The organism is Chelativorans salis (genome assembly GCF_025336525.1).
Classification (GTDB): Bacteria; Pseudomonadota; Alphaproteobacteria; order Rhizobiales; family Rhizobiaceae; genus Chelativorans; species Chelativorans salis.
Genome location: NZ_JAOCZP010000005.1, coordinates 160,142 through 173,845, shown reverse-complemented (window position 1 = coordinate 173,845; position 13,704 = coordinate 160,142). Strand labels below are relative to the sequence as shown.

General features: G+C 64.0%; 13 protein-coding genes. 4 read left to right on the top strand and 9 right to left on the bottom strand.

The window, feature by feature from the left end:
• Nucleotides 1–2 precede the first annotated feature (2 nt).
• Nucleotides 3–872 (bottom strand): HpcH/HpaI aldolase family protein, encoded by an 870-nt coding sequence (locus tag N5A92_RS17220; protein WP_260904955.1) that lies wholly within the window; start codon nt 870–872, stop codon nt 3–5.
• Nucleotides 873–935: 63 nt separating this feature from the next.
• Nucleotides 936–1,919 (bottom strand): ABC transporter substrate-binding protein, encoded by a 984-nt coding sequence (locus N5A92_RS17215; RefSeq protein WP_260904953.1) that lies wholly within the window; start codon nt 1,917–1,919, stop codon nt 936–938.
• Between the two features lie 262 nt (nt 1,920–2,181).
• Here N5A92_RS17215 and N5A92_RS17210 point away from each other — a divergent pair, with 262 nt between their 5' ends.
• Genes N5A92_RS17210 through N5A92_RS17200 form a run of 3 tightly spaced genes read left to right on the top strand, consistent with a single transcriptional unit; the run spans nt 2,182 to nt 5,229 of the window.
• Nucleotides 2,182–3,051: an amidohydrolase family protein gene (locus tag N5A92_RS17210; RefSeq protein ID WP_260904952.1), complete on the top strand. Its 870-nt coding sequence runs from the start codon at nt 2,182–2,184 to the stop codon at nt 3,049–3,051.
• Nucleotides 3,048–3,932, top strand: a complete 885-nt coding sequence (locus tag N5A92_RS17205) for a substrate-binding domain-containing protein (protein ID WP_260904951.1) — start codon at nt 3,048–3,050, stop codon at nt 3,930–3,932. The genes N5A92_RS17210 and N5A92_RS17205 overlap by 4 nt, the downstream gene beginning before the upstream one ends.
• 16 nt (nt 3,933–3,948) lie before the next feature.
• The gene (locus tag N5A92_RS17200) at nt 3,949–5,229 is read left to right on the top strand and encodes an MFS transporter (RefSeq protein ID WP_425248604.1); all 1,281 of its coding nucleotides are present in this window, start codon (nt 3,949–3,951) and stop codon (nt 5,227–5,229) included.
• A 19-nt stretch (nt 5,230–5,248) separates the two neighbouring features.
• On the opposite strand, the gene N5A92_RS17195 is transcribed toward N5A92_RS17200, so the two are convergent.
• Nucleotides 5,249–6,292, bottom strand: a complete 1,044-nt coding sequence (locus N5A92_RS17195; protein WP_260904948.1) for an amidohydrolase family protein — start codon at nt 6,290–6,292, stop codon at nt 5,249–5,251.
• Nucleotides 6,293–6,608: 316 nt separating this feature from the next.
• Here N5A92_RS17195 and N5A92_RS17190 point away from each other — a divergent pair, with 316 nt between their 5' ends.
• Nucleotides 6,609–7,478 carry an HTD2 family dehydratase gene (locus N5A92_RS17190; protein WP_260904947.1) on the top strand — a complete coding sequence of 290 codons (870 nt, stop codon included), beginning with the start codon at nt 6,609–6,611 and terminating at the stop codon, nt 7,476–7,478.
• On the opposite strand, the gene N5A92_RS17185 is transcribed toward N5A92_RS17190, so the two are convergent.
• From N5A92_RS17185 to N5A92_RS17160, 6 genes are all read right to left on the bottom strand, one after another.
• Entirely contained in the window at nt 7,475–8,167 is a 693-nt protein-coding gene (locus N5A92_RS17185; RefSeq protein WP_260904946.1) for an FCD domain-containing protein, read from the bottom strand. The two genes, N5A92_RS17190 and N5A92_RS17185, sit on opposite strands and share 4 nt — an antisense overlap.
• 63 nt (nt 8,168–8,230) lie before the next feature.
• Entirely contained in the window at nt 8,231–9,304 is a 1,074-nt protein-coding gene (locus N5A92_RS17180) for a tartrate dehydrogenase (RefSeq protein ID WP_260904945.1), read from the bottom strand.
• Nucleotides 9,291–10,391 (bottom strand): isocitrate/isopropylmalate dehydrogenase family protein, encoded by a 1,101-nt coding sequence (locus tag N5A92_RS17175; RefSeq protein WP_260904943.1) that lies wholly within the window; start codon nt 10,389–10,391, stop codon nt 9,291–9,293. Before N5A92_RS17175 ends, N5A92_RS17180 begins: the two co-directional genes overlap by 14 nt.
• Nucleotides 10,388–11,782, bottom strand: a complete 1,395-nt coding sequence (locus N5A92_RS17170) for an MmgE/PrpD family protein (protein WP_260904942.1) — start codon at nt 11,780–11,782, stop codon at nt 10,388–10,390. Before N5A92_RS17170 ends, N5A92_RS17175 begins: the two co-directional genes overlap by 4 nt.
• 14 nt (nt 11,783–11,796) lie before the next feature.
• Nucleotides 11,797–12,588, bottom strand: a complete 792-nt coding sequence (locus tag N5A92_RS17165; protein WP_260904940.1) for an SDR family oxidoreductase — start codon at nt 12,586–12,588, stop codon at nt 11,797–11,799.
• Nucleotides 12,572–13,699 (bottom strand): AbrB family transcriptional regulator, encoded by a 1,128-nt coding sequence (locus N5A92_RS17160; protein ID WP_260904939.1) that lies wholly within the window; start codon nt 13,697–13,699, stop codon nt 12,572–12,574. Before N5A92_RS17160 ends, N5A92_RS17165 begins: the two co-directional genes overlap by 17 nt.
• Between the last annotated feature and the right edge of the window lie 5 nt (nt 13,700–13,704).

Genomic DNA, 13,704 nt, shown 5'->3' with positions numbered 1-13,704 from the left:
CGTCAGTCTCTGCCCAAAACCGTCCGTGCGCTTTCGTAGGCGGCATAGCTGCGCTGCGGCGTGGTGAAGAGAATACGGTAGCCTTCCTCGATCACCTTTTGCGCATTTGCCGCCGTGACGTGCGGATGCCCGACCGGTACATCGGCCTCGCGGGCGTGCGCCAGTATCTCAGTCATTGCCTCCCGGACCACCGGATGCTCATAGTCGCGTGGATGTCCAAGCGCTTGGGACAGGTCGCCTTCGCCGATCATGATGATGCCGATCCCAGGCACCTCGGCAAGCATCTCGCGTAGATTTTTCATGCCTTCGACGCTCTCGATCATGAGCATGCAGAGGATCTCTCCTGCGGGGTTGAGGGGCCACACGTCGGCGCGCGCATAATACTCGGCCTGTTTGAGCCCCCAGTAGCGCGAGGCCGCCTTGGGGCCGTCGCCGCGCCGGCCCGGCGGATGGGAAAGCCCGTCCTCCAGTGGGCGCGCATAGCGGCAGGCCGTCACGGCATTCATTGCCTGCTCCACCGTGCTCACATGCGGCCAGACGACGCCGTAGACGCCGCTGTCGAGTGCCTGCTTGGCGAGCCACTGGTTCATCTCCGCCCCATTTGCCGGGATACGCACGAAGGGCGCGACTGATGGCGCCAAGGTTCCCGATGAAGCGATCTGGCGCCGGTCCAGCATGTATTGGAGAGCGTCCCGGAGATTGGCGCCGTCCCAAGGGCTGTGTTCCATCTCGAACAGCACCCCGTCCAGCGGCGAGGCAGCGAATGCGATGGCCTCTTCGCGTTCCGCCTTGGCGAAAGCCATGAAGGCATGACCACCCCGTTCCAGGGCGTCGATAACCTTGTTCAGTCTTCCGATTTCTTTCTGGGGCATGAAGCTTGTTTCCTGTCATGTTCCGCGTAACCGGCAGATCCAATGGGAGTGGCTAGGCGGCCCCTACAAGTCGACGAAGACATCTTCGGCCGGTACCATGTGCGGGATGAGCTGTTGCCCGTGGGCGTAGCGTATCAGGGCCTCGATCGAAGCCCGGTTGGCCTCCAGCCCGTAGGGCAGGGGGTCTTCCCCGACGATCTCTGCCAGCGCACGATGTTTCTCCGCATCCGTACCCGCGGCGGTGCCGGCGCGCAGCTCGGCCAGATAGGCGTCCTTGGCGGCCGCAAAGGCATCGAAGATGTCCCTTGCCAGCGCCGGCCGTGCCGTCAGCACCTCCTCCTTGAGGACCAGCGTGCTGTGCATCGGATAGATGCCCATGCGCTCGTAATAGCTGCGTTCGGCCGCCTCGGCATCGGGGATCAGCTCGCGCAGCTCCGGCGACTTCACCGGCACGTTCTTGTTCCAGTTCTCTTTAGGGGCCCCCTGGCGGCCGATTCCGGCATTGCCCAGGAACCCCGCATCGATCTCACCGGCCGCGATCATCCCGGCAAGGGACTTTCCCTCGGGAACATGGACGACGTTTTCGGGAAGCCTGAGCGCTTCAACATGCTCCTCGTCGTCGACCATCCAGGTCACCTTGTCGATATCGACACCGTACTCTTCCTGCAGGATGCCACGTGTCCAGACCCCGGTCGTTACCGAATAGGCGCGCACGCCCACCGTCTTGCCCTCCAGATCCGTGGGCTCGGTGATCCCGGAATCGGGCCGCACGACGAGACCGGCGTGGTGGAACCGACGCGAGAAGAACACCGGGAGTGCGATAATGGGCACGCCGTAGGCGCGGGCGATGATGTAGGTGGTGGGCGCGAGCTCCGCCACGTCGAATTCCAGGTCCCGCACCATCCGGCGGAAGGCGGCGATGTGCGGCTTTACGTCGACGAAGTCGAGCCTGACACCGGGAACGTCCATGGCGCCGGTCTTGAGGGCCTGAGTGTGCGGATAGTTCCGCAGGCAGGTCTTGAGCGACAGATCGGTGTCGGTGGTCATCCAGAGGCTCCCAGCTTGCAATTGCCTAGCCCGTCCCCAGAAGGCGGGTCTCGGCCATTGAAATCCGGACACCCGCGATGTGCGAATAGGTTCTGCGCCGGCACCCATAGATTTGTGCGTGTGTCCCGGTTTGCAGCTGCCAGGGCGAGGCGAGATCAAATTTCCGATGGTGAGGGAAAGGGATTGGATTGGCGTGAAAACCGGCCCGTACCGAATATTCGCCGACACTGGTTTTCTGAGGAAACGGGCCGAAGGACACGCAATGAAGAGCCGAGTAATCGATATTCATCCCCATATTATCTCCAACGATACGACGGCCTATCCCCATTCGCCTCTGGGCGGAAAGCAGTCGACCTGGTCCAGGGAACGCCCCGTTACCTTCGAGCAGATTGTGCAGGCGATGGACGAGGCGGGAGTCGATAAGGCGGCGATCGTGCAGTCGTCCACCTGCTACGGCTACGACAACAGCTATCTCGTCGATTCCATTGCCAAGCTGCCGGAGCGCGTTTGCGGGGTTGGCTGCGTCGACGTCACCGCAGCGGATGCGCCGGCGGTCATCGCCAACCTGGCCAGCCGCGGCATCCAGGGCCTGCGCCTGTTCACCGGCGGCAGTACCATTCAAGTGAATGTGGACTGGCTCGACGACCCGGTGACCTATCCTGCCTGGGAGGCCGCGGGCGAGCATGGCATGGCGATCAGCATCCAGACCCGGCCGGTCGGGCTGCCGAAGGCCGGGTCACTGGCCAGGCGGTTTCCGAAGGTCAAGGTGGTGATCGACCATCTAGCCCGCGCGCCCGTGGTGGACGGCCCGCCTTACAAGGAGGCCGAAGTGCTTTTCGTCTTGGCCGACCTGCCGAATGTTTATCTCAAGGTGACACCGCGCACGTTCGACCAGGTGCTGGAGGGAAAGGCATCGGCGGAGACCTATTTCCCCAGGCTCGTCAGCGTCTTCGGCGCGGAGCGGATGGCTTTCGGGTCGAACTACCCGTCCTCGGAAGGCGATCTGCCCGGCATCGTCGCAAGGGCGAAGTCGGTCCTGTCGTGCCTGCCGGACGAGCAGCGCCACATGGTGTTAGCCGGAACCGCGCAGATCCTCTATCCCGCACTGGCCGACGAGGAGGTCGCGCCATGACCGCTCCCATGCGTCTCCACACCCTGCTGGCGGATTATCCCGTCACTCATGCGCTGCGGACGGGGGAGATCGGTTCGGATCTGATTGCGTTCGATTTCGCGCCCTACGAGGTTTCGAACCAAGCTTTCAAGCCGATGGTGCGCGAACTCGCATTCGACGCCGGGGAGCTGGCCATCGCCACGTTCCTGCAGGCCAAGGACTGGGGCAGGCCGCTGACTTTGCTGCCGGCGACCATCTCGGGACGGTTCCAGCATCACTGCATCGCCTACAATATCGAACGCGGAGAGCTGCGTCCCCAGGATTTGGCCGGCAAGCGGGTTGGTGTCCGCGCCTATACCCAGACCACCGGCATGTGGGTGCGCGGCATCCTGCAGAACCAGTTCGGCGTCGATCTGAGCAAGGTGACGTGGCTCACCTTCGAGGACGCGCATGTGGCCGAATACGAGAACCCGCCGAACGTGATCATCGCGCCGCCGGAAAAGAAGCTCAAGGACATGCTGCTGGACGGCGAACTCGATGCGGCCATGCTGGGTAGCGACATGCCCGACGACCCGCGCCTGCGCACGGTGATCCCCGACCCGGAAGCGGCGGCCCGCGCATGGTACGGGAAGCATCGCGCCGTCTCGGTCAACCATATGTTCGTGGTCCGCTCGGACCTGTCGCGGGACCATCCCGGCGTGATAGCCGAGCTTTTCCGCCTGCTGAAGGAGAGCAAGGCGCGCGCCGGGCCGAAGGGCGAGATCGACATGCGCCCCTACGGGCTCGAGACCCTGCGCCCAGGGCTGGAACTGGCAATCGAGTACTGCCACCAGCAAGGGCTGGTCCGTCGCAGGATGTCCGTCGAGGAGTTGTTCGATGATACCACGATCGGGCTCGAATGAGCGCCGGTCGGGCGGAATGAGCGGCCTGCGGTCGTGGCTCGTTGTCTTCGGGAATCCGGGTTTCCCGTCCCTGGTGGCCGCCCTGTTCCTGGGCGGCTTCGCCATCCAGATTCAGACGGTCGCCGTAGGATGGCAGGTTTATGACCTGACGGGCGATCCGTTCCAACTGGGTCTTGTGGGGTTGTCGCAGTTCGCCCCCGCACTCGCGCTCGTCCTGTTTACGGGCGCGGTCTCGGATCGGCTCTCGCGTCGTCTGGTGATGAGCACGTGTCTGGTAATGATGGCATTCGTCGCCGGCGGGCTCGCCTGTCTCGCCTGGATCGGCAACAGGTCTACGCTTCCCATCTTTGCCCTCATCTTGATGTTCGGGGCCGTTCGCGCCTTCTACAATCCGGCGCGGCAGTCCATCGTGACCAACATCGTCGAGCCGGAGCACTTACCGCGGGCGTTGGCTACCAATAACAGTGTGCACCAGATTGCGACGATCTGCGGTCCCGTAGCCGGAGGGCTCATTTATGGGATAAGCCCGGTGGCCGCCTATGGCGTGGCCTTCGCGTTTCTCCTTGTCGCAGCCGTGCTGATTACTCGTTTGCCGCGCATTCGCCAGCAGATATCTCGGGCGCGGCGCGACTGGTCGGAAATGATAGCGGGCTTCCGCTTCATCCGGGAGAAGCGGATCATCCTTGGGGCAATCTCGCTCGACCTGTTCGTCGTCCTTCTGGGCGGCGCAATCGCGCTCCTCCCGGTCTATGCGCGCGACGTGCTGGATATCGGATCGGTGGGGCTGGGCCTTCTGAGAGCGGCTCCGGCGCTGGGCGCCGTCATGGTCGGTCTCTTCCTGATCGGCCATCCGATCACGCGCAACGCCGGCCGGATCATGTTCGCCGCCGTGGCGGGCTTTGCCGTGTTCACCTTCGTCTTTGCTCTCTCGAAGGTCGTCTGGCTCTCGGTCCTCTGCCTGATCCTTATCGGGGCCTTCGATGTGATCAGCGTTCTGATCCGCAGCACCCTGATCCAGCTCCACACGCCCGACGACCTGCGCGGACGGGTCAACGCGGTCAATCAGGTGTTCATCGGGGCATCAAACGAGGTCGGCGGCTTCCGCGCCGGCACCACGGCGGCGCTGTTCGGCCCGGTCTTGGCCGTTGCGGGCGGAGCGGTTGTCGCTCTGGGCATTTGCGGCGTGTGGTACCGCGCCTTTCCCGAGCTGCGAGAGGTCGCGCATCTGGGTAAGCCGACTGAGGATGCGACGCCGGCAGCCGCGGCCGAACCGGCGCCTCCCCCTGCGCACATTTGAGGATGTTTGCCGTACGGCCTCAGGCCGGCGTGGCGATCTTTTCCTGTTCCCGAAGGCGCTTGTCCAACCGCGGATAAACGCGCCGAGCGTTGCCTTCGTAGATCTTCTTGCGGTCCGCTTCGCTCAAGCCTGTCAGAGCTTCGACGTAGCGCTTGGTGTCGTCGAAGTAGTGGCCTGTCTCGGGATCTACGCTGCGCACCGCGCCAACCATCTCGGACCCGAAGAGAATGTTGTCTGCCGGGATCACCTCCGTCAGCAGGTCGATGCCCGGCTGATGATAGACACAGGTGTCGAAGAAGACGTTTTCCATCAGCAGTTCGGCCAGCGGTGGACGGTTGAGATCCTGCGCGAGGCCGCGATAGCGCCCCCAGTGGTAGGGCACAGCGCCACCACCGTGCGGAATGACGAACTTCAGCGTCGGGAAATCCCTGAACAGATCGGACAGCAGGAACTGCATGAAGGCAGTCGTGTCGCCGTTCAGGTAGTGCGCGCCGGTGTGATGAAAATTCGGATTGCACGATCCGCTGACGTGAATCATAGCCGGCACCTTGAGCTCTGCCAGCTTTTCGAAGAGCGGGTACCACCAGCGATCTGTGAGCGGCGGATCGGTCCAGTGGCCGCCGCTCGGGTCGGGGTTGAGGTTGCAGCCGACGAAACCGAGTTCGCGGACGCAGCGCTCGAGCTCCTCGATGCAGTTCTTCGGCGGTACGCCCGGAGATTGCGGCAGCTGGCACACCGGTGCAAAGCGTTCGGGATAGAGATTGCTCACGCGGTGGACCAGGTCGTTGCAGATACGCGACCAGTGTTTGCTGAGTGCTTCGTTGCCCTGATGATGCCCCATCAGACCTGCGATCGGCGAGAAAAGCGTCAGGTCGATGCCGCGCTCCTTCATCAGCCTGAGCTGAGCGCTTTCGAGACGTTCGCGCAGCTCATCATCGGAAAAGTCCGGCGGCGGTGCGAAGTCCCCGGTTTGCCCGGCCTCGCAGGCAACCACTTGCGCCTTGCGGTATTCGCGCAGCGTAGTGGGGACGGTTGTGAAATGTCCATGGCAGTCGATGATCATATATGCGGAGCCTTCCTCGTGCCTACCAACCGTCCCCGTGCCACCGCGGGAGCAATGACCGGTTCCAGATCAAGGGATCTCAGGGCGATCTACTTTGAAGACTACGCCTCGCACCGTGGCCTAATGAAATTGGGAACACCGTTCCGGCCATAGAATTTGCTGAGGGGTGGCCCTGAATGCTGCGCAAAAGGTTGAGCGATAGCGACATGACCGCCAGCTATCTTTACAGTTTCGACGAAGGAGGTGCCGACCCTCCGGCATCGGCAAAAAATTGCCGGGATCGAGAACTGTAGCGGAACGGGCGTGGACGGGCGCGATGGATGGACATAATACGGTGGACCTTGAAATCGACGTTCTGCGGCGATGGATCGGCCGCAGGGAAACGGCGGTGGACACGATTTCCGAACGGTTGGCGGCGAGCTTTCAGGCGACATTCGGCTTCGATCCGTCTCCTCGGGGCAAGCCTGCACCGTTAGCCATCCACTGGTGCCTTGCGCCGGCCATCGCCAAGGCCGGTGAGACAGAGGCCGACGGTCACCCCGCACGCGGAGGATTTCTCCCGCCCGTTCAGCTGCCACGGCGTATGTGGGCCGGCGGGGATATCCGTTTCCATGACGCGCTGCTGGTCGGAGATGAAGTCACGCGCACATCGCGTATTGCCGATATCGCCGCCAAAGCGGGGCGAACGGGACCATTGTGCTTCGTCAAGGTCGAGCACCGGCTTTCGACCGCCAGGGGGCTGGCAATTGTCGAGCATCAGGACGTCGTTTACCGGCAAGCAGCGACGGGGCAGGCGGCTGTCGGTGGAGTGCCGGCTGCGGGCGACGCGGAGGAACGACCGCAGCCGCAGTGGCGTGAGTCCGTGATGGCCGACACGCTGCTTCTTTTCCGGTACTCAGCGCTCACCTTCAACGGCCATCGTATCCATTACGACCGCGATTACGCCACGGAAACCGAAGGCTATCCTGGGCTGGTCATTCACGGGCCGCTCCAGGCCACGCTGCTGCTTCACATGGCGGCGCGATTGCGCGACGGCACACCTCCGCGGCTGTTCCGCTACCGAAGCCTAAGGCCGCTCTTCGACGGTGAGCCGCTCTTCCTCAATGCGACGGACGTCGAAGGAGGACTGGATCTCTGGACATCTGACGGTCCGGGAGCCAGGGCCATGTCGGCCACGGCCGCCTAGTCCGTCGCCTTCAGCGTCGACATGAAGCGGTGCTTCGAGCGCTCGACGTGGCGGAAGAAGGCCTCCTGCGCGCGGTAGCGGTCGCCCGAGGCCAGCGAATCCACCATTTCGCGGTGCTCGCGGTTGGAGACGGACAGGCCGCCGGCCTGCACGAGGCCCCTGGCACGGCACAGATGCAGCTTGTTGACGAAGCTCTTGTATTCTTGGAGCAGCGTCTTGTTGCCGGTTGAGGTGACGAGGTAGTCGTGGAAGGCGAGGTTGACAGGATAGTATTCGTCAAAATTTTGACTGCTCGCGATCCGGTCCATCCGGTCGAGATAGTCGTTAAGCTCCGTCAGCATGGCGTCTGTGACGACGTCGGTGAGAAGCCTGCCGACCAGCCCGAAGATCGCCGCCCGCACATCGTAGATCTCGAGCGCTTCGTCCGGCGAGACGGAGCGGACAAAGACACCACGGTTGCGGATGATGTCGACCAGCCCTTTCGCCTGGAGGCTGCGGGTCGCTTCCCTGAGCGGGCCCCGGCTCGTACCGAAGCGGGTGGAGAGCTGGATCTCGTTCAGCCGTTCCCCGGGCTTCAATTCGCCGGTCAGGATGAGATGTTCGAGCTCGCGTTCGAGGGCGCCGGTAAGCGACGACGTTCTCAAGATCAGGAGATCGCTTTTCAGGTCTTGTTCCTGCCCTGCCGACATGATGCCCACCATCCTTTTGATTGTAGGCAATAAACAACAGCTCGGCCAGCCGCAACAAGCCTTTTAGCCAGGCCCGGCCCTTATGCCGTCGATCACCGCCCGTGTTACCGCTGCCGTATCGGCTTGCCCTCCGAGATCGGGCGTGAAAGGGCCGGCGCGGCTCACATCGGCGATTGCCGCCATCAGCCGTTCAGCCGCGTTTTTCTCGCCGAGATGATCGAGCATCATAGCGCTGGTCCAGAAGGCGCCGATCGGATTGGCGATACCCTTTCCCATTATATCGAAGGCCGAGCCGTGGATCGGCTCGAACATCGACGGGTTCTCCCCTGTCGGGTCGATATTGGCGGTCGCGCCGTTGCCGAGACTCCCCGTCAGCGCGGAAGCAAGGTCCGACAGGATGTCGGCGTGGAGATTGGTGGCGAGAATCGTATCGAACTGGCCGGGCCGGGTCACCATCATCGCCGCCATTGCGTCGACGAGCTTCCAATCGACCTCCAATTCGGGGAAGCTGGCGACAACTTCCCGGCAGACTTCGTCCCACAACACCATGCCGTGGCGCTGTGCGTTGGACTTGGTGACGATGGTGAGCCGCCGGCGCGGTCGCGCCATCGCCGTCTCACAGGCAAAGCGCGCGATGCGCTCGATGCCGGCGCGGGTGAACACGGCAACGTCCATCGCCACTTCGATCGGCAGCGCCCGGTGAGCGCGGCCGCCGACACCGGCATATTCGCCTTCCGAATTCTCGCGCACGATGACCCAGTCGATTTCCTGGCCGAGCTCCGGCCGCAAGGGGCCGGTCATGCCGCCCAGAAGCTTCGTCGGGCGGACATTGGCGAACTGGTCGAGGCCCTGGCAAATGGCAAGCCGCAGATCCCAGAGCGTAATGTGGTCGGGGATATCCGGATCACCCACGGCGCCGAAGTAGATGGCGTCGAAGGAGCGAAGCTGCTCGACGCCGTCCTCCGGCATCATGCGGCCGGTGCGGCGGTAGTGGTCGGAACCCCAGTCGAAGCGCGTCGCCTTCACCCCAAAGCCGCCGTCTCTCCCGGCTAGCGCATCGATGACGGAAATGCCCGCCTCTATAACCTCCGGCCCGACCCCATCCCCGCCGATTGCGGCGATCCTATGCGTGCGCAACGGCCTTCTCCATGCCTCTCAAAATTCCCTCGACCATATCGGCCTGCGTTCCGGTTCCGCGGATGTCCGGTGTTCGGGTGGCGGGATCGGCAAGAGCGGCATCTATGCCGGACTTCATGATGCGCGACATCTCAAGTGCTGCATCCATCTTGCGGTTGTGCCCCATCCAATCGAACAGCATGCGCGTGGATTCGATCATCGCGTAGGGATTGGCAATACCCTTGCCGGCAATATCCGGTGCAGAACCATGGGTAGCCTGCGCCATGGCGATGGAACCGCGGCCGATGCACAGCCCCGGCGCCATGCCGAGCCCGCCGACGAGGCCGGCGGCTTCATCCGTCAGGATGTCGCCGAACATGTTGGTAGTGACCACCGTGTCGAAACGCTGCGGCTCGCGCACGAGGCGCAGCGCCATGGTGTCGACGATCACCTCGTCCACCTCCACGTCGGGAAATTCCTTCGCCACCGCGTAGCAGGCGTCGACAAACATGCCACAGCCAAGCTTATAGACGGTGTTCTTGTGGACAAGCGTCAGGCGCTTCTCGCGCGAGCGCGCTATCTCGAAGGCTGCGCGCGCCACCTTGCTCGAGCCCTCCACCGTGATGACGCGCACCGAGATCGTGACGTCGTGGGTAGGCCGGAACTCGCCTGAGCCCGCCACCACATTGCGGTCGGGCTGAAAGCCTTCGTTGTTCTCGCGCACGATGACCATGTCGATGCCTTCGTGCAGACAGCCGATGCCCGGGAACGAGCGGGTGGGCCGTACATTGGCGAAGAGGTCGAAGCGCTTCCGGAGGATCGGGTGCGGATTGATGGCTTCCGGTATCTTCGGATATTCGCGGTGGCCGATGGGTCCCAGAATCCAGCCATCCAGGGCGCCGAGTGTATCGAGCGTGCCCTCCGGCATCGTGAAGCCGTGGGTGTCGAGCGCGCGCCGGCCGATCGGCACGTCGACCCAGTCAATAGCCATTCCGGCCGCCTCGGCCGCTGCCTTCGCGATCCTCACCGAGGCCGGCACCACTTCGTGGCCGATGTCGTCGCCCTCGAGGATGCCGATCTTGAGTGCGGCTTTCTTTGTCTCGTTCATTCGGCTGCTGCTTTCTCCTCGTTGTCGGGGATACTCGCGCGTGCGACCTCGGCTGCGTCGGCGAGCTGCTCCAGGTTCCAGGCGGTCTTCAGGAGCCCTTCCGTCACCGCCTTGCCGACCACCGGGACCGATTGGTTGACGAACTTACGATCGATCTGCGCGTCGGTCAGCGGCACATCGCGGCTGCCGATCGCGCGTTCGACATGCTTGGTCGCCGTCGAACCGTCCTCGAAAGTGATGTCGATATCGACCGACGCTTCATGACAGGCCGGATCGGCCGTCGCCGTGATGGTGTCGCGGAGCGCGATGATGTCGGCTTCATTCACCATTTCGTTGGTGAAGGCCATTGGCCCGCCGTCTCCGCGCAGAAGCGCGGCGGCGGCGGCGTGGTAGACGCTGAATTTACCTTCGAGTCCGGACTTCGGCGCTCTTTTTCCGGTCAACTCGAGGACCAGCGGATGGGTCTTGAGCGTGACCGATCGGATCGCCTTTACCTTGTCGCCGAGTTCCTCGCGCAGCTGAATGCAGCCGTCGATCGCCGGATGGATGACGATGCCGCAGGCAAATGGCTTGTAGCTGTTGAGCGCCGCTTCCCAGCGCGTGCCGAGATCGTCAACGATCTCGGCATAGTCCTGCTTGTCCGACATGACGTTGGCGAAGCCGCGTGGCGCCTCGATGGCGCGCTCGGAGCTGTCGTAGTCCGCCTCCGCCAGAAGTGCAGCGAACATGCCGTTCTGCGCCGCGCGGCCGGGATGGAAGCTTTTCGTCATCGTGCCGAACATCTCGCGCAGGCCGGACGACTGGGTGGCCGCGATGCCGAAGGCCCAGCGCACCTGCCGGCTGGAAAGGCCGATGGCCTTGCCGACGGCAGCGGCCGCGCCGAACACGCCGGCGGTGCCCGTGATGTGCCAGCCGCGGTCGTAATGGTGTGGGTATACGCAGTTGCCGATGCGGCACTCCGCCTCCATGCCGACGATCAATGCCGTCAAGAGGTCGTAGCCGGAGATCGGCCGCATTTCGGCAAGCGCCAGCAGCGCCGAGGCGACGGGGCCTGCCGGATGAATGATCGTCTTCAGATGCGTGTCGTCATAGTCGAGCACGTGCGAGGAGATTCCGTTGAGGAGCGCGGCGTGCAGGGCGTCGAGCCTGTCCGGCCGGCCGAGCACGGTCGACGTCGCTTTGCCGGAGAAGGGCCTGACGGCGGCGAGCGCGCGGTCGACGGTCTCATGGCGTGCGCCGCCGACGGCGCAGCCGGTCCAGTTGACGAAGGTGCGAAGCCCTTCGCGCCGCACCTCGGTGGGAATGTCGGCCCCTTTGATATTCACCGCCCAGTCAGCAAGGATCTGGGTGACATGGGGAACCCCGGGGGCGGTTTCCTGGTGAAGGCTCATTGTGTTTTCTCTCCTCAGAGCAATCCGCGGGCGATGCCGCCGTCCACATTGACCGCCTGGCCGGTGACGTAGCTTGCAAGCGGGCTGGCGAGCCACGCGACCATGACCGCCACTTCCTCCGGCGTGCCGAAGCGGGCGAGCGGTATATCCTTCGAGAATTCTTCCAGAACCGCCTGGCGGTCGCGATTCTGTTCCACGGCCATTCTGTCGGCGCGCTTCTGCCAAAGCGGCGTCAGCGTACGACCGGGAGCAACGCAGTTGATGCGGATGTTGCGGTCGGCGAGCTCAGCGGCCAGCGTCTTAGTCAGGCCGAGCAGGCCCGCCTTGTGCACGTTGGAGACGATCTGGTGCTGGTAGGGCATTTTCGAAGCCGCCGCGCCGAGCGTGACGATGGCAGGGTTCCGCCCCTTCTCAAGAGCGGGAAGAAGAGCTCGGATCGCTCGCACCGTCGAGAGCACGTTGAAGGTGTAGTTGGCGAGCCAGTCGTCGTCTGTCAGGTCGGTGAAGGCGGAGCGGATGCTCCCGCCGACAGCAGCAACCAGCACGTCGAGCCCGCCCCAACGCTCTTCGACGGCTGCGGACAGGATCCGGCCGGCGCCGGTTTCCGTCACGTCGCAGACAAGAGTTGCCGGACGCCTGCCTGCGTCCGCGGCGATGGCTTCAGCCGCAGTTTCGAGGTTCTCGGCACTGCGCGAGGCGATGATGACGTCGGCGCCTTCTCCCGCCATGAGCGCGGCCGAAGCCTTGCCGATGCCGTAGCTACCGCCCACGATAAGGGCGCGGCGATCATTATAGCGAAGGTCCAACGCGGCCTCCTCTGAGTGTCGAATAGAGCCTGAAGACGAGGAGCACGGTCGAGGACACGACGGCGATCCGCATTACATGGAAGGCGGTGACGATCTCCGCCTCCAGATGCATCACTTGCGCCGTCAGCACCATCTCAGTCACGGCCGCCGGCGCCAGTGACAGGAAGCTGGTCGTGAACGGCAGGCCCGTCGCGGCCGTGAGCACCAGCGCGCCGAGCGCGGCGCAGCCGATCATGAAGAGCGAGGTGACAATGGCCGCCGACGTCACCCGGGGCAGGGCGGACAGGAGATTGCGGCGGAACTGGCATCCGAGCCAGGTGCCGAGCACGATCTGCGCGATAACGATCAGCAACGAGGGAATCCCGACCTCGAACAGGCCGCTCACGCCGATGACGATGCCCGTGAAGATCGGCCCGACGAGCCACGGATTGGGCAGTGGCGTCGGTTTCAGGAGTCGAGCCGTGAGGAAACCGAGCGCGAGGGCCAGAAGGACGAGCAGCAGATTCGACGAGCCGCTGGCAGCCGTCTCCGGGGCACCGCCCGGCCGGCCGAACAGCACCACGAGAAACGGGACCAGGGCGACCACGCCCGAGACCCGCATGGCGTGCACGACGGCGACGGAGCCGGGCGCGCCGCCACGTTCCTTCGCTACCGTTGCCATGTCGGCCACCCCGCCGGCCGCAGTGGCGAAGAACGCCGTCACATCGTCCACCCGCGCCAGCGGCTTGAAGAGGAAGGCCGCCAGCATCGTAAAGGCGATCACATAGAGTGTGGCGCCGATCATCGCCGGGAGCAGACTTGCCGTGGCAGCAAGGACGGCCGGCGTGAAACGCAGGCCCACGGCCAGGCCGATCGCCACTTGGCCAAGCTCCCGCCCCAGGGGAACAAGCGCAAATTCGAAGCCGGCGACCGAGAAAGCGGCGAGCACGAAAAACGGCCCGAGCATCCAGGGTAGCGGCATGTTGACGAAGGACGCCGCGGCACCTGCAAGCACGGCGGCCGCATAGGTGAGGACAACCAGCCCCCACCATCGTGGCGAACGGAACCGCCCGGACTTGTCCGGAGGACCAGGGCGCCTTGCGCGCGAATCGGCGAATGTCTTGGCGTCCATGGCGC

Bases quoted from the DNA above. Each gene is read 5' to 3' on its own strand.
- N5A92_RS17195 (WP_260904948.1), bottom strand. From the start codon at position 6,292: ATGATCATCGACTGCCATGGACATTTCACAACCGTCCCCACTACGCTG.
- N5A92_RS17215 (WP_260904953.1), bottom strand. From the start codon at position 1,919: ATGACCACCGACACCGATCTGTCGCTCAAGACCTGCCTGCGGAACTAT.
- N5A92_RS17210 (WP_260904952.1), top strand. From the start codon at position 2,182: ATGAAGAGCCGAGTAATCGATATTCATCCCCATATTATCTCCAACGAT.
- N5A92_RS17170 (WP_260904942.1), bottom strand. From the start codon at position 11,782: ATGAGCCTTCACCAGGAAACCGCCCCCGGGGTTCCCCATGTCACCCAG.
- N5A92_RS17185 (WP_260904946.1), bottom strand. From the start codon at position 8,167: ATGTCGGCAGGGCAGGAACAAGACCTGAAAAGCGATCTCCTGATCTTG.
- N5A92_RS17200 (WP_425248604.1), top strand. From the start codon at position 3,949: ATGAGCGGCCTGCGGTCGTGGCTCGTTGTCTTCGGGAATCCGGGTTTC.
- N5A92_RS17190 (WP_260904947.1), top strand. From the start codon at position 6,609: ATGGATGGACATAATACGGTGGACCTTGAAATCGACGTTCTGCGGCGA.
- N5A92_RS17205 (WP_260904951.1), top strand. From the start codon at position 3,048: ATGACCGCTCCCATGCGTCTCCACACCCTGCTGGCGGATTATCCCGTC.
- N5A92_RS17160 (WP_260904939.1), bottom strand. From the start codon at position 13,699: ATGGACGCCAAGACATTCGCCGATTCGCGCGCAAGGCGCCCTGGTCCT.
- N5A92_RS17175 (WP_260904943.1), bottom strand. From the start codon at position 10,391: ATGAACGAGACAAAGAAAGCCGCACTCAAGATCGGCATCCTCGAGGGC.
- N5A92_RS17220 (WP_260904955.1), bottom strand. From the start codon at position 872: ATGCCCCAGAAAGAAATCGGAAGACTGAACAAGGTTATCGACGCCCTG.